This window comes from Paenibacillus solani (genome assembly GCF_050475945.1).
Lineage (GTDB): Bacteria > Bacillota > Bacilli > Paenibacillales > Paenibacillaceae > Paenibacillus_AQ > Paenibacillus_AQ solani_A.
This window is the reverse complement of record NZ_JBCMXJ010000015.1, coordinates 751132-769884: the sequence shown is the minus strand read 5'-3', so window position 1 is coordinate 769884 and position 18753 is coordinate 751132. Positions and strand designations below refer to the sequence as shown.

The window sequence follows — 18753 nt, the reverse complement described above, 5'->3', positions numbered from 1 at the left end:
CTTCCGAATCCGTGCAAGGTTATGAAGACTTCTTTTTTCGTCCATACTACAAATACACCGCTTCGCCCGGAATGGAATTTTTACGACTGGAGGAGATCGACATGAACCAACAGCCAACTGCCGAATCCGGCATGATCATAGACCCGCGTCTTCCCGTTCCATTACAGATCGACCGTTCCTGGCTGGATGATCTCACCGGTCGACTGGACAAGGGCGGCCCTTGGGGCGACTACCGTCTGTCCCGTCTGGCCCTTGAGGGTGAGAAGTCGCGACTCGTTACAAGCTTCGAAGAATTGCAATGTCTCAAGCACCTTGGCGGCTTATCCCCGCTTCCTCACCAGACCGAAACCGCCAGACGCGTATTGTTTGAGATGTCAGGGAGAGCCATTCTTGCCGATGAAGTAGGACTCGGAAAAACGATCGAAGCCGGTCTTATACTTAAAGAATATATCGTTCGCGGTCTGGTATCGAAAGTGTTGATTCTCGTACCGGCTTCACTTGTACTGCAATGGGTACGGGAGCTGAACTCCAAATTTGGCATTCCTGCGGTTGCGCAGAAAAAAGCCTATTCCTGGGGCAATGATATCGTTGTGGCCTCCATGGATACGGCCAAACGCGATCCCCATCAGGAGATTCTGCTAAACGAGGAATACGATATGCTCATCATCGATGAAGCCCATAAGCTCAAGAACAAGAAAACCTCCAACTATCAATTCATACAAAAGCTGCGCAAAAAATACTGCCTCCTGCTGACAGCCACACCGGTGCAGAACGATCTCAGCGAGCTCTTCAATCTGATCACCCTGCTGAAGCCGGGCCAGCTTGGAGGTCAGGGGCAGTTTGCCGCTAATTTTGTTGTCGATAAACGAAGACCGAAGAACCAGGATCAGCTCAAGGATGAGCTGGCGAAGGTTATGATCCGTAACCGCCGCGGGGAAGGTGAAGTCAAGTTCACTAAGCGAACCGTTCGCAATGTAGGGCTTAGTCTCTCGCCCGAAGAACAGTCATTATACGATGGGGTCACATCCTTCGTCAAAGATCAGTATCAGGCAGCAGGGGGAAATTTAAGCAGTATGCTATCCCTCGTTACCCTTCAGCGCGAAGTGTGCAGCAGCCGCGATGCCGTCTTCGTGACACTCGTTAATCTGTCCAAGAAACTGCCCGAAGACTCCCCGCTGCGTGATAAAATCTGGGAGCTCGTCTATCTCATCAAGGCCATCAAAGCCAACACCAAGGCAGAGAAAGCCATTGAGCTGATCCAGCAGATGAACGAGAAAGTCATCGTATTTACGGAATACCGTGCTACACAGGAATACTTGCTGAATTATTTCCGCGATCATGGACTGATCTCCGTTCCGTACCGGGGCGGAATGAACCGCGGCAAGAAGGATTGGATGATGGATCTCTTCCGGGGGAAAGCGCAGGTCATGATCGCGACGGAAGCCGGCGGCGAAGGCATCAATCTGCAATTTTGCCACCATATGATCAATTTTGATTTGCCCTGGAATCCCATGCGGGTTGAGCAGCGGATTGGACGTGTGCATCGTCTCGGCCAGACCAATGACGTGAAGATCTACAATCTGTCCACATCCGGCACCATTGAAGAGCATATCCTGAACCTGCTGCACGAGAAGATTAATATGTTCGAGATGGTGATCGGCGGACTGGATGTCATTCTGGAGCGCTTTGAGAAGAAGGAATCCATCGAGAAGAGCCTGTACAAAATTATGCTGGAGTCCGGTAATGATGATGAAATCCGTCAGCGCATCAGCACATTGGGCGAATCGATTCACCATATCAAGCAGGACATCGAGCTGGAAAGCACAGCTGGAGAAACTCTCAGAGAGGAAGAAGCCTAATATGACCATGACGCCGCAGGAGGTGCAGCAGCACTTCATGGCCTATTTGGAAGCCACCGAATGCACCGTCATTGAAAAATCGCCCGAGCATGTCACCGTGAAACTGTCACCACAGGCTGACAAAATGCTCACCAACCGCCCCTATTACTGGGGCTTCGTTGAACGTACCGGCGCTCCCGCCGAAACGTTGTCGTTCAATTTCGTATTTGACCCGAAAAAATATGACGAGCGGCTTGCCAAGTCCAAAGAAGCCGAAGCCAAGGCGCAGCTCGCTGCTCCTGCACAGGATCCGCTCTTGGCCCGCTTTTACGGGAACGCCCCGGTTCTGCCTGTCCTCGGTCCCGGCCGCATTCAGCGCGAGAACATCGGCTACGGCAGCAGCCGGCTCGCCCAAATCTGGAATGCTTCTCGGGAAGAAGGCAAATGCGTCTATCTCTTCCAGCAGCGCGATACGGAGCCGCGTCCCAGGGGACGCTCCACGCCTTATGAGCAGTGGCTCGGCGTCTGCTTCAAGGTAGAGTTCAGCTGCGATTTGAAGCGGGAGGAATTATTTTTTCTCGGAATATCGCTATCAAGCCGCGCCATCGCGCAAGACTTTCCGGCATGCTTGGATGGACGTGACCTGACCCCCCGTTTGCCCGAGAGCGTTCACGTACGCCCGGCTGTGCTTACCCTCCAGCAGGCCGCAGCAGCACTGGAGAACCATCTCATCGACAAGTTAAGCAACCTGGACTACGATTGGGCCGCTCAAGCAAGAGAACGTCTTGAAGATGAACTGCTTGTCATTGACGGCTATTATGAGGACTTGCTTAAGGAGCAGGATGAAGAGAAAAAAGCACTCATTGAGGAGCAATATAAGATCCGCCGTTCCGAAATGCAGTGGCAGTATGAGCCTAAAGTGAGCTTGTCCGTCATAACCTGCGGTCTGTTTCATCTGTGTTCGCCTGTGAGTGCGCCCTCATGACGCCACTCAACAAAAGCAGGCAAAAATAGAACCTTACGTCTTTCGCCAGCCGCGACAGCTTGTAACAGTCTTTGCACAGCTTGTCCGATATGATGATTCCATCACATCCATGGCGCATTTAGGCCAAGGAAAGGCGGTTTTACTTTGAAACGACAGATTATGAAAATCCATAACATGGATGGCAATGACAAGCCAAAATACAGCAATAACCAACGGATGCTCCCTTTTCGGATATTGTCTGTCACCATAATCGCAACCACTCTGCTCGGTGTGGGGATACACTCATCACCGGCAAGTGCAGCTAAAGCTGACGAAGCGATCCTGCAGCATGCATCAGGCAGCACGCCTCCATTGATCTCGTTGCATACCTTAAATAATTCGCAGTCCGTAAGTGAGAAGAGCAGCGAAGCCGCTCGAGTGCCAGACAGTGTTATGAATTTTGCCGAGGATACCGTCAATCAATTATCAGTCCATGCGCCATTCACAACTTGGGACGAAGCCGAGCTGGCTGTTACACCGCTTGGTCCAGGGACACACGGATGGTTGGTGACCATTACCGAGAATGGATTACCACAAGGATATATGATAATCAGTGCAAGCGAAGACGGCGGCTATGTACTCAGCGAATATGGAATCGGCCCTACCCTGCCCTTCAGTCAAGCACCATTGAATGAGCGGCTTGCAGCCGAGGGATTATTGAAAGGCGGAACCACTTTGCCTGCAGGAAGCATCGTCCGCAAGTTGTATGATGTGTCACCGGTCTGGCAAGTGGAGCTCCCCGGGAAGAAGCCGCTCTACTACAGTGCCTTAAACAGCGAGCTTCTTCCGGATCAGCTTCCGCTTACACAGACATCAGCAACATCAGTATCCCTTCCTTCGCTTGCCAAGGGAGCAGTGGTTTCGACAGTATCAGGCACCTGGAGATCCGCTACGCCTTCCACCTCATCTGTGGGTGAGCAAGACCCTTACGATAACCTTCTCTGGCTCACCTCTGCCCCTTTAGAGGCAGGAAATAGCACAGACCTCTTGCATTTACTGGAGGAGCGTTCCACGCTAATATTCAGGTCTGCAGCACATAATGCTGCATTCGGCTCCCCTTTTCAATTAAACGGATGGCAGAGCTGGTCGTCCGGGAATAACGAGAAACCGTCTGCGATCTATGTTTCGGTTCCCCTGCGGAATTCCGATACCCTTCGCTATCTGCCCGCATCGCGGCTCCTTGAAGAAGGCGTCTTCTATGCCTCTGTCGATAAGTAAACCGAGTCGGTATCGATTGTGTGTGATGCCAACAGATAGGTGCAATAGTTAGATGCCAACAGATAGGTCAACAGTTAGGAACCAACAAAAAGGACCCTACAGTTAGGGCACGACAGTCAGATAAGTGCGAACAATTAGGTATCATCCGGTAGGTTTTGATTCTTCTTCCTTCCGATAAACGACATTTCCGCCGATCATCGTCCATTCCACTTGGAAATCAGAATCCAGCAGTACTACATCCGCATCCATGCCAGGAGCTATACGTCCTTTGGAAGCCAGGCCCAGCACGCTCCCTGGTGTGGTACTTGCCATTCTGACCGCCTCCAGGAGAGGAATACCCAGTTCTACCGTATTTCTCAGGGCTTCATTCATTGTAACGGTACTGGAGGCCAGCGTCCCGTCATGTAACTTGGCGATTCCATCCTGAACCTTCACTTGATGTCCGCCAAATTCATACTCACCGTCTCCCAGCCCCATGGCCTGAAGCGCATCCGTAATCAATACTATGCCCTCTGGTCCCTTCATGCGAAACATCATTCGTACAATAGCTGGATGAAGATGCACATTGTCTACGATGGCTTGTAATGATACCTTCGGCTCTTCAAAAGCCGCTACAACAACTCCCGGATCCCGATGATGAATTGGCCGCATGCCATTAAAGCAGTGTGTAATATGACTCGCGCCCAGGCGGAATGCTTCTTTGGCTTCTTCATAAGTCGCATCGGAGTGGGCGACGGCAACCACAATTCCCGCTCCATGCAAAAAAGATACCATCTCCATTCCGCCCGGAAGCTCTGGAGCAATGGTAACCATACGCAGGGCAGAATCTGCTCTCTCCAAGATTACTTCCATTTCGGCCCGGTCCGGATGCCGAAGGTAAGCTTCGTTCTGCATTCCTTTTCTTTTCAGGTTCAAATAAGGCCCTTCGGCATGAATTCCGGCGATCAATGCTCCCTCCTCACACCCCATAACCTGTTTGACATTATCGATCATTAGAAGAAGCGCTTCCAATTCTGAGGTGACGGAAGTTGCCAGAAACGAAGTGCAGCCCGTAGCGGCACAGGCTTTGGATACCTCTTGAATACTTCGGGTCGTTCCATCCATCATGTCATAACCGTTAGCCCCGTGAATATGGACATCGACCATACCGGGAATAAGGAGCTTGCCCTGACCATCCATAATCTTACTCCCCTTCGGAAACGTAGGGATATCCTCATAGATAGCCGTAATGCGTCCATTCTCAATCAAGATGGAACCATTTTCTATACATTCTGTTTCAGTTGCTATGCGAACATGGGTCAGACCGATAACTTCCACTGTAAATTCCTCCCTGCCATGAAACTTTAGCCCCAGTATAACAAAGAACATAATTCTTTGCCTAACCTGATATAAAGAGGAATCAATCATGAATCGTTAACATGATAAAGCCCTACTTCTTCTTATGTTTGCGTTTGGAGGTGACCTCCTCTTTCCACAGTGTCATGGACAAAGGTATCATGCCGAACCATCGGGTGCTCCAGGCTTCCTTTACCTTTGATTTTCGCCGGACCTCCCTAGGGGTATCCATATAATGGACTACGCGTTCTGTAATATATTTAATTAATTCATCGCTGCTTGCCACATGCCTCAACTCCTCATTTAATCCATCATTAGAATCAGTGTGCTCCATTTCAAGTCATTGTAGACGTTGTCCTCCTGCAGCATGATTTCTCCTTCAAATGCACATTCTAATTAAGCCGATATTTTACGTGAAGGAAGGAATCCATCATGGTTAAAGCAGCAGGGCTGTGGTTGCTTCTCCTTGCACTCGCAATTCCAAACACCCTTGCGGAAGCCAGTTCTATGGAGAATTCAGCCAAGACACACCCCCTACGAGCCGTTCACCAGAGCAAAATAAGAATCCAAGCTATACCCGAGGCACCCGAATCCACACCCTCTTCAGGGCAAGAAAACGATCATGCCAAGCTCCATAATCTATATCCTTTCCCGCAAAAAGTAGTTCTGATTGACGTGGGACATGGCGGAATCGATGGCGGAACTTCGTATGGCGATATTCTGGAAAAAGATATTAATTTGGCAATCTCCCGCAAACTGTTTATGCTTCTTCGGCAGGAAGGCTACCATGCCATATTAAACCGAGATGCCGATTATGCATTAAGCGATGACAATCGCTGGCATCGCAGCTCTTCCAGACATCGCCGGGATTTATCACAGCGTAAGCAGCTCAGCAGCGAGATTCCGACCAAGCTGGTTGTCAGTGTTCATGTGAATTGGGGAAAGAACACCTCCAAACGAGGAGGCATCGTTCTGCATCAATCCGAGGGACGAAGCATCCTGTTAGCGGACATCATTCAAGACAAATTAAATCGCGTTTATCATAGCCACAACCACATCACCTTAGGCAAGGCCTATTACTTACTGAACCAAACACAGGTACCGGCGGTTATCGTTGAGACCGGCTTCCTCAGCAATTCGGAGGATCGGCAGCTATTAACCAGCCGCAATGGGCAAATGCAGATTGCCGAGGCCATCGCCGATGGTATCATCAGCTATTTAACAGCTCTGTAGCGCTCTATGGCTTTAACTGACACAGCCTTCCATCCAGGGAACCGGTAATGTACTGGCTCCATAAATGGAAGGCTGTTTTTTTGTAAGCAAAGGCCTATACATCTAGGCTTAAAACCAGTTTTACCTTCAAGTTTAGCCGAGATGGATCATCCTGCCTTCAGCTATTTCTTTGGCAGCAGATCGGGTCTCCAGCTTGTACGTTCCTGGACCAACTCACTAATCCCGACAAACTCCACCTTTTTTTGCAGTTCTGAGATGGATCCTTTCAGCGCTTCCGCTGTCCGGTTTCCGTATGCACCGACATGGCCAATAGCAATACAGAATGTTTTCTCTTCCGCATACTGTGCTGCTGTCAGAAGCTGCTTCTTTACATGTTGAACGGCGTGAACATCGTCCAGAAATATGTCATTATCTATAGAAGGCACACCTTTTTCTGCTGCCAGTTTACCCACCACGCTGCGGTGGTTCGTTTTACTGTCGATAAAGAACAAACCTCTTTCCTTACACACATCAAGTACAATAGACATCACACGTTTATCCTCTGTAATCTTGGAACCCATATGATTATTTATCCCAATGGCATGAGGAACCGAATCAATGGCAGTTTCCATACGCTTTCGGATCTCCTGATCGGTAAGCGAGCTGAGAATGGCACCCGGTCCAAGCCAGGAAGCAGGTCCTCGCTTCGGTTCCATAGGCATATGGATGATAACATCATGTCCTTGCTTATGCGCCGCTTCCGCATCCTCTCTACTTGTAGCCAGGAAAGGCATGACGGCAGCCGTGATTTTGACAGGCAAACTCAGCATTTCCCGAGTTCCTTTCTGATTATTGCCAAAATCATCAATAATGATCGCAAGTTTCTTGACTTTCTGTTCTTCACCAAACGTGATTGGCTGTGTGAATTCAGGTTGTACCAGCCTGCTCTGGGCAGCTGGAGCATCCACCTTGTCCGATCGGATTTCATATCCGGTCTGTACGCCGTTCATAGCCATCCATGACACGCTTAGCAAGATACTCGTTTTGATATATAGATCCCTCATATCTGCACCCCTTTCACATTTTTACTAACAGCCTAAATCTTATTGTTTGAGAATAGGCACGCAAATATGTAGAAATAAGGGGATCCGCAGCAAATAATCCACTTCATCAAATTACCAAGGAATTTATTTCCATAAACAATTTTACTGAATTGATTTGTTTCTTCAATCTGGTAAAGGATTGATCTTTTGGACATACAAAAAAACAGGTTCTTGCTGGCGTTAGCCAATACAAGAACCTGTTTATTTTGATGCGGTCGAGAGGACTCGAACCTCCACGGGGGTAAGCCCACACGGACCTGAACCGTGCGCGTCTGCCAATTCCGCCACGACCGCGTATCATGATCATCCGCTCTTGAGCCAAGCTCACATCAGCGGCGACAAGATATATAATATCACGCTAAATAAATCGAGTCAACATTTTTTTTGAACTTGATTAAAACCATGTATTTCGGTTAAAATAAGAACATAAGTTCTCATTGAATAATTATTTTCTATATAAAGGCGGTGATGTTGATGGCCATACCAGCTGTGACCAGGGAAGAGCGTGCGTTGATCAAGAGTTACCTGCTGCTCATGTACATCCATAAAGTGTTTGAACGGGATTGCCGGATCATTCAGGAGAGCGGTGTCTTCAAGACCCCTCAATTATACGTAGAAGTAGTAGGCAATGGCGCCAAACGGGCCGCCGTGCTTCTTCGGGAAGTGAAGCAGGAGTTCATTAAGCGTGCGATCAAGGTGTATGATGTCGGGCAAAGCCAGGAAGGGATTCAGGCACGATATGCATGCCGCGGCTACATTGGATCGATCAACATCCTATGGCCATCCTTCCGTGAAGAGATGATGGATCGTATGCGCGCCTATCTGGGTCTGGTTTCCCCAGATACCGCTTCCTCCGAACTGTCTCACGCTCCTGCTGCTGTCTCCAACCATTAAGGATTGTCCCTGTAAATAGACAATAACCGTCTCACTATCCTAACCATTAAAGTTAGTCACGAGACGGTTATTTTTGTATTATCGATCAATGCAGGTTCTGTTGTACGCGAGTCAGCCCTTGAGAGAGAGCATGTCCCGCGCTGGCTGCCGAAGCCACAGCAACGGTTTCCATGATCTGAGCATCCGTGGCCCCTTTGGCACGGGCTTCTTCCATGTGATAGAACGTACACAGCTCGTTATTGGCAAACAGTCCAATGCCGAGTGCAATCAAATGCTTCGTTTTCTCATCCAGTTCCCCTTCCTGAAAGCAAGCTCCCGTGAACTGGTGATACGACTCAGCCATTTGTGGCATGGTCTGCTTCAAATTCAGTATTTCATTTTTGTACGCCGTGATCTTGTCATTGGAGATTTCCATCGCTTATAGCCCCTCTTCCTAACTTAGGTATGAGGTTAAGTTGTCCGACATTTTCTAGATCTATGCTTATCCCTATTCGATGGGACTTACTCTTGGCTCTTTTTTGAGCTGATAGCTGTAGCGGCGGTCCAGCTTTACCACTCGTCGGTTTCTGCGGCGAATAATGACCTGTTCCGGGTCCCATGCCACTACAAAACCTATAATATCATTGGTTTCGAGCCCATCACGTACCACCCGGACCAACTCGCCCGAGAGCCGCAGCTCGTCCAGTCTTTCATCGCTAATCATCGCTATACCTCCTCCAGTATATTATTGTGCAAAAAACGACCTAAATGAATTCATTTAGGTCGCTTGAATGCAGTGCCGTATCGTCAAACATCCCATAATGAGATGTTCTATATCCTACTTAACGCTGTGCCGGTTCGATGCTGTCATTCTTCTCATACCAGTAATCAAGCACAGTGGAAGACATGACACGCTTCTCAATATACTCTACTTGCTGGGGCGTAAACTGTTCCTTCCATTCGAAGGAAACCTCCTCGCATAATCCAGCAATCGTCAGCAATTCCGACCAGGCAACATAGCGTTTGTACCAGAAAAACTGAGGATGTTCAATCATATAGGGATATAGATCATCAAACTCCGTATGTTTACAATCCAAAGCACGTTCAAAATGTACCTTTGCTTCATTCAGCTTTTCAATCAAAAACGGCTCGGTTACAGGTTGTTTCCCCATGGTGCCTCCTCCTCTCTCTTGCCTACCTCTTCATTATAAGCCAAAAACATAAACGCGAAAAGATTTTGTTGCGTTTTTAGGCGGAAATCTCAATAAAATTCGGCATTTTTTCAGATGAATGAAATTTTGCCATTCTCCAGTGATGAGATGGTAACCAGCGACTCCACACGCACATCCTGTTCACGCAGCGTTCTTGCCCCGGCTTGAAAGCTCTTCTCGATCACGACGCCAAGCCCGATTAATTCCGCGCCAGCACGTTCAATAATCTTGATTAGGCCTCTTGCTGCGTCGCCATTTGCAATAATATCATCGATGAAGAGCAATTTGTCCTCCTTGCCGATAAACTGGCGCGACATCATAATATCGGTTACGATTCCTTTGGTGAAAGACGGAACCCGTTCACATAAGGCATCCGGATCAGCGAGCAGCGTCTTCTTGCGCCTTGCGAATACCATCGGGACCCCTAATTCTAGCGCCGCCGCAAATGCAACGGAAATCCCCGAAGATTCCAGAGTAACCACCTTCGTCACACCGCTCTCTTTAAATCTCGCTGCAAATTCGCGACCCATTTCCATAATTAAAGCAGGGTCTACCTGATGCGTCAGTATGGCATCCAACTTGAGCACCTGATCCGATAATACAACACCCTCATTAACGATCCGCTCTTTCAACCAATCCATCCAAAGCCCTCCCATGATTTCTTTGTCGTAAAAGTAACATATTCCTTTATGCACGGCAAGTAAAACCGAGGTCGCCGTCACTTAACTGTACGGTTTCCGTCACAATTTCTGACATGAACCTCCGTTCCCCAATAGTTCACCAGCTAAGGTTGCTTTCTAGTCCTCATCTTGGACAGGTAGGAGTCATGTCCAAGTGGAACCAAGCATACCTTGTATTATGCAGAACTATTAACGTACAGGGGAGGCACGGCATTTGCGTCATTCTATTCGCGTATTCCAAATCGCCTTTACATACATTGGTACGATTGTTGGCGCTGGCTTTGCTACCGGACGGGAGATTCTTCAATTTTTTACCCAGTATGGCCATTGGGCAACACTTACCATTGTTCTTGCGACAGGGTTATTCATCTGGCTTGGAACGAAAATCATGACGATTTCCAGACGGATCGGTGCCAGATCTTTTGAAGATTTAAACAAGTATCTGTTTGGTGAACAAGCCGGCGTGTGGATCAGCTTGTTTATGTTTGTCATCCTGCTCGGTGTAAACAGCATTATGCTTGCCGGTGCCGGGTCGGTTTTTGTGGAGCATCTAAATATGAGTTACCAAACTGGATTGTTCATCACGATGATCGGTACCTACTTCATCCTTAGGAAAGGCATCCAGTCCATTATGACCATGAACAGCCTGGTCGTCCCCATGATGCTGACCTTATCAGTCGCTATTATTTCTCAGACGATTCATACACCTGGCGCCACCCGATTCTTAACGCTTACTACAGACCATAGCCTGCCGGTAGTCTGGCTTGCCCCTCTGCTCTACACTTCCTTTAATCTGGTGATGGCCATGCCCGTACTAGTCCCGCTCGGCAGCCAAACAGAAAGCTCCCGTACCGTAACCTTGGGAGGCATTATGGGAGGCACTGGCGTAGGCTTCATGCTGATGGCAGCTCATTTTGCAATGTCAGCCCACATGCCCGGCATCTCTCAATATGAAATTCCCATGGGCAGTATAGCCGATCAGCTGGGCCAGGTGGTTCAAGTTATTTATCTCATTCTGATCTTTCTGGAAATCTTCAGCACCTTCGTCGCCAATATCTACGGAATTACTCTACAGGTACAGCAGCGCACCTCACTATCACCAAAAGTGATTACTTTGAGCATCATGGTGTTCTGCTACTTCTTCAGCCAGTTTGGATTTAGCTCCTTACTATCCCTGCTCTATCCCATATTTGGAGGGCTGTGCCTGCTCTGGGTGCTCCGGTTGACTCTCTTCGGAACTCCCGAGATGAGGGGAAAATAAACAGGGCTTTCCCAAAGGTGCCTGACGCCTGCCTTTGGGAAGCCCTGTTCTTATTTACTGCATCGTAATGATTTGTGCACCGGGTATCGCTGCCTCTACCTGCTTTGCCACATGCTGGTGGCAAGTCATCAAAATAACCTGCCGGGTCTGCGACATCTCGGAGATGACCTGAAGCGCATACCCTGTCCGTTTGTCGTCAAAATTAACAAACAGATCATCAAGCAGCAGAGGCATGCCGTTCGCATGAGGCATCGCTTGGATCAGTCCTAGCCGCATTGACAGATACAGCTGTTCTGCCGTACCGCGGCTTAGCCGGCTGCTCTCCACCAGCTGCCCTGACGGACGTTCTGCAAGCAGACTCTGATCGCCCATACGCATCACAATCCGGCTATACTCCCCGCCGGTAAGCAATGAGAAGTATCGGGAAGCCAATAACAATACCTGCGGCTGTTTCTCTTCTTCGTATATGCGGCGCGTTCGTTTGATGAACTCGGAAGCCATCGAACGAACCGCATACTGAGCGACGACCTCGCGCAGGGCAGCACGCTGCTCTTCCAGCTGCTGTAAGGCAGAGTCCTGGTTTCCCGCAGATTCCAGAGACTCCCGTTCCTGGAGCAGTCGTCCCCGCCGTTCCTGAAGCTCGTCCCGCAGCTTCACAGCCGCCGATACGGACGCCTCCTTCTCAATGCACTGAGCCTCCAGTCCGGCTGCATCCGTATGCTCGAGCAGCTGTTCAAGCTGAAGGCGCCCGGTGTCATCCCACCCGCTAAACATGCTGATTTCATGGTGCCGAATCGCCTGAACAAGCTCTTCCCGTCGTTTCACGGCAGCTCCCATGCGCAGAAAGGATTCCTCATCCGCAGATTGGGACAGTTCAACCAGACTCGCTTTGCGCTGCTGAACGTCTTCTCGTTCCCTTTCTAACGCGGCCGCCTCGTTCTGCAGCTCCTGAATCCGATCCGCAAGGACCTTCCTCTGCCTGGATTCCTCTTGGTATGCCTTCCAGCGAGAATGAACATGATCAAGCCCAGCCACGGAATTTTGGCTATCGATGCGCCCATTGGATTCTGCTGTAACGATTTCATTGCACTGAGAAACATATTCTTCCGCTTCTCTTAGCAGTACATCCATTCTCATTCCGAGCGATTTCTGCTGCCGGATTAACTCCTGTCCCTGCTCAACTTTGATGAACACATCAAGCATCACATCAGGCGAGAGACTCTCTGGGAGAGCTCGGGACTTCAGCCAGGCCTCCCACTGCCTTTCCAGCTCCAGATAGCGCCTTTCCTCCTGCTCAACCGTGTTCTGTACCGTCTTTAATTCCGCAGTTTGCAGAGCAGACTTCTCCTCAGCCGCTGCACAGTCAGACGTCAATCGATCAAGCCGCTGCCGCCAAGCTTGCCAGCCCTCCATCACGGCTCGAAGCTCACGCATCTGTACTTCAATCCTGACGGGATCGCGAGTCAGTGCTGCGGCTAGATGCCGGCGTCCATCCGTATTCTCACTCGAGACAGCAGCATAAGGAGATGAGACGAGTCTGGAATAGAGCTGGTCAACCCGCTCGATTCCTCCTTCATCCAGAACCTGCGAATCATCTGAAGCTGCCCGCTGTGCTTCACGACCATGCCGACCGTTCCAGAATACGTAGCCCATACCAAGCAGCATCACAATACTCGTAATTCCAGCAGCTGCTGGTGTTGACGCCCATAACATGACCCCTGCCAATAGCAGCGTCATTACAGCCATTCCCGCCAGCAGCCTTGCATGTATTCGAGGCAAACGACTGCCTTTTTTCGTAAGGCGTGAAGAGGCAGGCTCAGACGAAGCACGGGTCAATCTCCTCTCTCGCCAATGCTCGATCTCCAGTTGAAGCTGGCTCCAGAGCGCAGCAGTCTCATGGGGCGCCTTGGGCTTAATCATCGCAAAGGCCTCTTGTCCACGAGCCACTTCCTCGCGCAGCAGCCTCTTGGCTTCCCGGAGCACCGATTCTGCAGCTGCGGCGGCACGCTGAGAGGCACGCTGCTCAATGAAGAGCCCCTCCATCCGGCGATCATACCCCGCGAAGGCCGCCCCTAATCGCCGAACCTCCTCTCGGTCTGACGCAGATAGAGGCAGAGATAACAGCTTTTCACGTGTCCATGCCGGATCGATATCCCGAAGAAGCTGTTCCAGCCGAATTTCTTGAGCTTTATATTCGGTCGAAAGCTCGGCTAGCTCCCGATTCCCTGCTTCATGCAGGCTTCGCTTCGCCCATAGCTCCTCAATCCGTTCCCCGTACTGTTCCATGAACGTATTTGGAGGCAGGGCGTTTAGCTTGTCCACCGCATCTTCTATCGCCTGGTCTATACGAATGGACTGGGTGATAAGATGACGTTCTTCGTCTTGCAGCTTCTCGTATCGGGCAAGTCCATCCGGTGGAAAATGCTCACTGCTCATCAGATCCTTTAATGCCAGCTTCGCCTCACGCCATTCCAGCCAAGCCGGACGAATGTCCTGTGCTTTTCGAAGCAGCGATGCATCCTTGGCATCCCTGTCGTGTTCCTGTTCCAGCAAATTCAACCTTTCCTGGATTTCCAGAATGGCTGTAGTTACCTTATTAAAGCGGGCAACATACGACTGGCTTTCCATAACCCGGGACCTCATATGCTCAATCGACTGCAGAAGCTTCGCCGTTTCCTGTACCTTGCCGCGCGGTTTATACAGTTTATCCATCTCTTGCGACAGCTTGCGCTCAGCTTCCAATATATAAGCGCCGCCGCCAATACCCGCATGAAACAGATAGCTGCTCATCTCGGCAGACTGAAGATTCCGGATTTCCTGCAGCTCGCTTAGCGAAATGGCAAAGAGCTGACGAAACATATCTTTTGATATGCCGCCCAGAGCAAGCTGCTCCAATTCCTTCTGCCCGAGCTCGATCACCATCCCGTTATCCGTCTGTTGATGAATATGTACACGTTCGCCTTTGCCGAAGGCTGAATTTCCTTCTCTGGATCGGTTGTAACGCCGGATTACCCAGGGTATCCCCTCTTGATCCAGAAAGCGCAGTTCGCCTCCATGGACGCCTTCCCCGGAAGGCTCCCCACGTTCTGCCGGCGTGCCCTTGCCCGGAAATCCGTAAAGCATGGCTCTAATAAAATATAGCACCGTGCTCTTTCCGGCTTCATTCGGTCCATATAACACAGTGACCGGAGCATGTATAGAGAAGCTCTTGTCTCGAACACCCCCAAAGCCTTCAATGTTGATCCGCTCAAGTCTCACGGCTCAACACCTTCTTCCTGCAAGCGATCACGTAACAGTAACCCAAGCGTCAGTTCCTCTGCTCTGCGCACCCAGTCCTCCATCTCATCAGGTGTTGTTTCTTCAAGCAGGGTGCGGATTTCTGCATGCTCAAGCAAAGGCTCCAGGCTGGCCGCTATAACTCCGTCAGGCGCCTGCAGCTGCTCCTGTTCACACCGGACAAGGCGCAGCAAATCACCCACGAAGCTGTCTTCGGCAAGCAGCCGCTGCGTATCGAAGGAGTCACCGGACTGAAGGGAGAAGCTTTCGATCCAGACACATCCGCGATATCCGTTTGTCGCCCCCTTCGAGGCCTCTTTTCTTCGCAATTCGGCCAGCAGCTCATCCAGTACATAACCGCCTTCAAGCTGGCGATGAACTGGTCCGCGTCCCGTAATGCGCACACGCACCATGCTCAATTGATTTGCATTCTCGCTGGCTGTCCGTGCAAGAATGGAGGCCAGAGACCGTCTCCATTCGTCGACGTCCCGGCAAGAATCCACAGGTGCTTCAATGATGACCCAGCGCATGGAATCCAGCTCATGAAAACTTAGCCTCGTGTTAAAATTATCGTCCACATCAACCACATAGCAACCCTTGGGGCCCGTCTCCCGTACATGCCGGCCCTGGATATTGCCGGGATATACGATATAAGGAGTTTCCTGCAAGGTGCGACGGGTGTGAACATGTCCAAGCGCCCAGTAATGATAACCGGCTCGAATCAGATCCTTTTTTGAACAGGGGGCATACGTCTCATGCTGCGGGTCTCCATCCACATTCGCGTGCAATAGTCCGATATGATAAAGCCTTGATAAGGGTGCTGGATAACGTAGCGCAATATTATCCGTTACCTTAGAGGTCGGATATGACATTCCGGTAATCACAGCTACTTCCTGATGGTCCGAGCGGCGTTTCGCCGTGACGCTGCCTGGCTCGGCTCCAAATACATGTACATGGGAGGGCAGCTTCATGGAAAGCTTGGTACTATCCAGCGGATCATGATTGCCATGGATGACATATACGGCAATCCCTTCCGCTCCCAAACGCTCAAGGAAATCCAGGAAGCGCAGCTGTGCCCGCAGGGAAATATGGGAGCTATCATATACGTCTCCACTTATAACGATAAAATCAACCTGCTGATCGATCGCAAGCTTCATTAGACGCTCCAGCGCACGGAAGGTTGATTCCTGCACGAATGACCGCAGGCTATCATCAAGTCCGCTTATGCCGATAAATGGACTGTCCAGGTGCAAATCCGCAGCATGAATAAATCGAAAAGACGCCATAATCGTTATTTAACTCTCTTTCTTGGGTTGATATTTCAGGTACATTTTTTTAAGCTCATGCACAGTTCTGGAGAGCGAGTATTGACTCTTGGCCTTATCCGAAGCAGTGCGGGCCAGCTCGTAACGGTATAACGGATCGCTGATGACTTTCTCAAGTGCATTGCTGAGAGCGATCGGGTCTTCCGATGGAACAAGCAAACCGTTTACCCCATTCTCAATCTGCTCTGCAATTCCGCCAACATCGGTGCCTACGAGCGCAAGACAGCTAAGTGCTGCCTCCGCAAACACCGAGCCGAATGCCTCTGCTCTCGATGGCAGCACAAAAATATCAAAGAACGGCATAAATTCTTCAGGATGCAGCGTATATCCGTAAAAAATCGTCTCCTGATAGATATCCAATGATTTGGCCATCTCTTCGAGCTCATGACGGGACGGTCCGTCGCCGATAATATGTAGGACGTAATCATATCCCTTCCGTTTCAGTTCCGCGCAGGCTTGCAGTAATATATCCAATCCTTTGGCAGGTACTAAACGGCATACCGTTATCAGCTGGGGCACTGCATTTTCATGCGGCACGGGTTTAAATCGCTTATCATCAAAGCCATTATGAATGACACCAATGGATTCCGGCGTATTCACATAGGGAGACATATATTTTTTAAAAGAGTTGGACACTGTGAGCAAACGATCACTGATATACTCCAGTTCTCTGTATAACGAAACGAGGAATCGGTGCTCAAGCTCCCCTTCCTTGATTCTTCCGTTCAAAATCAGCTCCCGCTCGTAACTGGAATGCACAGTTTGAATGAGCGGCACTTCAGGGAAGACAGCCTTCATCGTCATGCCTGCAATAGGGTGATGGCTATGGATGAGATCATAAGGCTTCTGTATGCGCAGGCGCGCCCACCATAGATAATCCTGATAGGTTTGAACGTACTTAGCTACAATGGGACTCCCTTCGAACTCTCTCCAATCAAAGGTGTGAAATACCGGTTCATCATGTCCTTTATTGCGGATCCGTTTAGGCAGCCAGAACATTTCCATCTCCCAACGAGTGGAATTGAATCGTTCCTGTAAATAAGGAATCATGGACGAGACGCCGCCCGGCTGTTCAGGAGGGAAGAATAAAGCTTGAAGAAGTTTCATGGGGATCCCCCTTTCTCTCTTGAATCTCTTTTTACGATTCTTTTTTGATATGATATATTAGAACATATGTTTCGTGCAAAGGAAATCTATCCTTTTATAGGAGTGAATCGATTTGTCCTATGAATTGAGCTACTGGTCCACTTCTCCACTCCCCGCCATCTTTGCTGTATGCGGGGCTTATATCGCTCTCATGATGCTGATGATGTGTTTATTTATGTACAGCAAGCAGCGCAAGAGTGCCTATATTTATATGGCCGCAGCTTTCTTTTTTATTATGACATACGAGGGTCTGAACATCCATTCAGCATGGACAGGATTGTCTGTTTTTGCAGCGGAGCCGGACATTCTGCGTAACATCCAACTTTTTTCATTCGTCCTTCTGAACATCTCGGTTGTCATGCTGTACCGTAAAATCAAGACCATGCAATACTGGCTTCCATTACTGTCAGTGGCACTGCTTATGCTGCCGCTCATGCTCGCATCCTTCCTTCCCTTCACCTTAGATCCGATATGGAAAAAAATATATCTAGAAGTTTTCCAGCTCATTGCCGTTTATCTGGCCTTTACGAAAGTCACCCCGCGCATCGGGCAACCGATTAAATATGCGATGGGCCTTACGGTATACGTTCTCTGGGTAATTCTGCAAGCTATACATACCTATTCAATTGCTTTGTCACCGACGCTTCAAGCCTTGGCGCTTTCTCTGCCGGTCATCTTCTATAGTGTCGTGTGCTTTATTCTGTTCATCCGCATTGTCGAACTGATGCAGTCGATCTATCGATCGGCCATTACGGACGGATTGACGGGATTGTTTAATCGAAGACATTTTATGAAGCTTCTGGATCACTACACATCACAGGAATTAAAAATTTCCGCCATCTTCTGCGACATCGACAATTTTAAGAAACTAAACGATACGCAGGGTCATGCAAAAGCGGATGAAGTGTTGAAGCAAGTTTCCCGCATTATGGAAGAAGAACTTGATGGAATCGGCATTACAGGCCGGTATGGTGGTGAGGAGCTGGTTGCCCTGGTGATTGACCGCAGAATCAAGCCAGCGCAGGTTGCCGAGAATATCCGAGCCAGAGTCGCAGAAGAAACCATCGTCACGATCAGCATTGGATACAGCGTGCTGCGTAAGGGAGTACGCGGCGATGAACTTATGAAACAAGCAGACAAAGCGATGTATCAATCCAAAACAACTGGCAAAAACAAAGTATCCGATTACCGCTCCCTAAGAAACGTATCGTCAGAACCCGTGGAATCCATCGGATAGCTCGTACCGTAAGG

17 protein-coding genes and 1 tRNA gene are annotated in these 18753 nt (G+C 49.6%); 7 read left to right on the top strand and 11 right to left on the bottom strand.

Annotated elements, in window-relative coordinates; genetic code table 11:
• Positions 1 to 101: 101 nt before the first annotated feature.
• From ABEQ74_RS18490 to ABEQ74_RS18480, 3 genes are all read left to right on the top strand, one after another.
• Positions 102 to 1859: a DEAD/DEAH box helicase gene (locus ABEQ74_RS18490; RefSeq protein WP_430123579.1), complete on the top strand. Its 1758-nt coding sequence runs from the start codon at positions 102 to 104 to the stop codon at positions 1857 to 1859.
• Between the two features lies 1 nt (position 1860).
• Complete coding sequence (locus ABEQ74_RS18485; protein WP_430123610.1) at positions 1861 to 2823, top strand: YqhG family protein; 963 nt, start codon at positions 1861 to 1863, stop codon at positions 2821 to 2823.
• 144 nt (positions 2824 to 2967) lie between these two features.
• Positions 2968 to 4080 (top strand): hypothetical protein, encoded by a 1113-nt coding sequence (locus ABEQ74_RS18480; protein ID WP_430123578.1) that lies wholly within the window; start codon positions 2968 to 2970, stop codon positions 4078 to 4080.
• A gap of 141 nt (positions 4081 to 4221) precedes the next feature.
• On the opposite strand, the gene nagA is transcribed toward ABEQ74_RS18480, so the two are convergent.
• Complete coding sequence (gene nagA, locus ABEQ74_RS18475; protein ID WP_430123577.1) at positions 4222 to 5397, bottom strand: N-acetylglucosamine-6-phosphate deacetylase; 1176 nt, start codon at positions 5395 to 5397, stop codon at positions 4222 to 4224.
• Positions 5398 to 5509: 112 nt separating this feature from the next.
• Entirely contained in the window at positions 5510 to 5701 is a 192-nt protein-coding gene (locus tag ABEQ74_RS18470; RefSeq protein ID WP_430123576.1) for a YqzE family protein, read from the bottom strand.
• Positions 5702 to 5847: 146 nt separating this feature from the next.
• Here ABEQ74_RS18470 and ABEQ74_RS18465 point away from each other — a divergent pair, with 146 nt between their 5' ends.
• Complete coding sequence (locus ABEQ74_RS18465) at positions 5848 to 6648, top strand: N-acetylmuramoyl-L-alanine amidase (RefSeq protein ID WP_430123575.1); 801 nt, start codon at positions 5848 to 5850, stop codon at positions 6646 to 6648.
• A gap of 161 nt (positions 6649 to 6809) precedes the next feature.
• Here ABEQ74_RS18465 and ABEQ74_RS18460 read toward each other — a convergent pair whose 3' ends face one another.
• The gene (locus ABEQ74_RS18460) at positions 6810 to 7691 is read right to left on the bottom strand and encodes a divergent polysaccharide deacetylase family protein (RefSeq protein ID WP_430123574.1); all 882 of its coding nucleotides are present in this window, start codon (positions 7689 to 7691) and stop codon (positions 6810 to 6812) included.
• A gap of 249 nt (positions 7692 to 7940) precedes the next feature.
• Positions 7941 to 8024: transfer RNA gene (locus ABEQ74_RS18455), tRNA-Leu, on the bottom strand.
• 180 nt (positions 8025 to 8204) lie between these two features.
• On the opposite strand from ABEQ74_RS18455, the gene ABEQ74_RS18450 reads away from it, so the two are divergent.
• Complete coding sequence (locus ABEQ74_RS18450; protein WP_430123572.1) at positions 8205 to 8624, top strand: hypothetical protein; 420 nt, start codon at positions 8205 to 8207, stop codon at positions 8622 to 8624.
• Between the two features lie 85 nt (positions 8625 to 8709).
• Here ABEQ74_RS18450 and ABEQ74_RS18445 read toward each other — a convergent pair whose 3' ends face one another.
• The 4 genes from ABEQ74_RS18445 to ABEQ74_RS18430 form a co-directional block, all read right to left on the bottom strand.
• Positions 8710 to 9039, bottom strand: a complete 330-nt coding sequence (locus tag ABEQ74_RS18445; RefSeq protein WP_430123571.1) for a carboxymuconolactone decarboxylase family protein — start codon at positions 9037 to 9039, stop codon at positions 8710 to 8712.
• A 72-nt stretch (positions 9040 to 9111) separates the two neighbouring features.
• Complete coding sequence (locus ABEQ74_RS18440; protein ID WP_430123570.1) at positions 9112 to 9327, bottom strand: hypothetical protein; 216 nt, start codon at positions 9325 to 9327, stop codon at positions 9112 to 9114.
• A 118-nt stretch (positions 9328 to 9445) separates the two neighbouring features.
• Entirely contained in the window at positions 9446 to 9775 is a 330-nt protein-coding gene (locus tag ABEQ74_RS18435) for a hypothetical protein (RefSeq protein ID WP_009594840.1), read from the bottom strand.
• Between the two features lie 110 nt (positions 9776 to 9885).
• Entirely contained in the window at positions 9886 to 10455 is a 570-nt protein-coding gene (locus ABEQ74_RS18430; RefSeq protein WP_430123569.1) for a xanthine phosphoribosyltransferase, read from the bottom strand.
• A gap of 253 nt (positions 10456 to 10708) precedes the next feature.
• On the opposite strand from ABEQ74_RS18430, the gene ABEQ74_RS18425 reads away from it, so the two are divergent.
• A complete protein-coding gene (locus ABEQ74_RS18425) occupies positions 10709 to 11755 on the top strand; it encodes a YkvI family membrane protein (protein ID WP_430123568.1) in 1047 nt (348 codons plus the stop codon).
• 54 nt (positions 11756 to 11809) lie between these two features.
• Here ABEQ74_RS18425 and ABEQ74_RS18420 read toward each other — a convergent pair whose 3' ends face one another.
• The 3 genes from ABEQ74_RS18420 to ABEQ74_RS18410 are packed head-to-tail and all read right to left on the bottom strand — an operon-like array spanning position 11810 to position 17463.
• Positions 11810 to 15013, bottom strand: a complete 3204-nt coding sequence (locus tag ABEQ74_RS18420; protein WP_430123567.1) for an AAA family ATPase — start codon at positions 15011 to 15013, stop codon at positions 11810 to 11812.
• Positions 15010 to 16317, bottom strand: a complete 1308-nt coding sequence (locus ABEQ74_RS18415) for a metallophosphoesterase family protein (protein WP_430123566.1) — start codon at positions 16315 to 16317, stop codon at positions 15010 to 15012. Before ABEQ74_RS18415 ends, ABEQ74_RS18420 begins: the two co-directional genes overlap by 4 nt.
• A gap of 9 nt (positions 16318 to 16326) precedes the next feature.
• Positions 16327 to 17463, bottom strand: coding sequence for a glycosyltransferase family 4 protein (locus ABEQ74_RS18410; protein ID WP_430123565.1), 1137 nt, complete (start codon positions 17461 to 17463; stop codon positions 16327 to 16329).
• Positions 17464 to 17575: 112 nt separating this feature from the next.
• Between ABEQ74_RS18410 and ABEQ74_RS18405 the strand changes: the two genes are divergently transcribed.
• Positions 17576 to 18739: a GGDEF domain-containing protein gene (locus ABEQ74_RS18405; RefSeq protein ID WP_430123564.1), complete on the top strand. Its 1164-nt coding sequence runs from the start codon at positions 17576 to 17578 to the stop codon at positions 18737 to 18739.
• The last annotated feature ends 14 nt before the right edge of the window (positions 18740 to 18753 follow it).

Coding starts and splice junctions, on each gene's coding strand:
- ABEQ74_RS18415 (WP_430123566.1), bottom strand. CDS start 16,317: ATGGCGTCTTTTCGATTTATTCATGCTGCGGATTTGCACCTGGACAGT.
- ABEQ74_RS18430 (WP_430123569.1), bottom strand. CDS start 10,455: ATGGATTGGTTGAAAGAGCGGATCGTTAATGAGGGTGTTGTATTATCG.
- ABEQ74_RS18410 (WP_430123565.1), bottom strand. CDS start 17,463: ATGAAACTTCTTCAAGCTTTATTCTTCCCTCCTGAACAGCCGGGCGGC.
- ABEQ74_RS18460 (WP_430123574.1), bottom strand. CDS start 7,691: ATGAGGGATCTATATATCAAAACGAGTATCTTGCTAAGCGTGTCATGG.
- ABEQ74_RS18435 (WP_009594840.1), bottom strand. CDS start 9,775: ATGGGGAAACAACCTGTAACCGAGCCGTTTTTGATTGAAAAGCTGAAT.
- ABEQ74_RS18450 (WP_430123572.1), top strand. CDS start 8,205: ATGGCCATACCAGCTGTGACCAGGGAAGAGCGTGCGTTGATCAAGAGT.
- ABEQ74_RS18440 (WP_430123570.1), bottom strand. CDS start 9,327: ATGATTAGCGATGAAAGACTGGACGAGCTGCGGCTCTCGGGCGAGTTG.
- ABEQ74_RS18445 (WP_430123571.1), bottom strand. CDS start 9,039: ATGGAAATCTCCAATGACAAGATCACGGCGTACAAAAATGAAATACTG.
- ABEQ74_RS18485 (WP_430123610.1), top strand. CDS start 1,861: ATGACCATGACGCCGCAGGAGGTGCAGCAGCACTTCATGGCCTATTTG.
- ABEQ74_RS18490 (WP_430123579.1), top strand. CDS start 102: ATGAACCAACAGCCAACTGCCGAATCCGGCATGATCATAGACCCGCGT.
- ABEQ74_RS18465 (WP_430123575.1), top strand. CDS start 5,848: ATGGTTAAAGCAGCAGGGCTGTGGTTGCTTCTCCTTGCACTCGCAATT.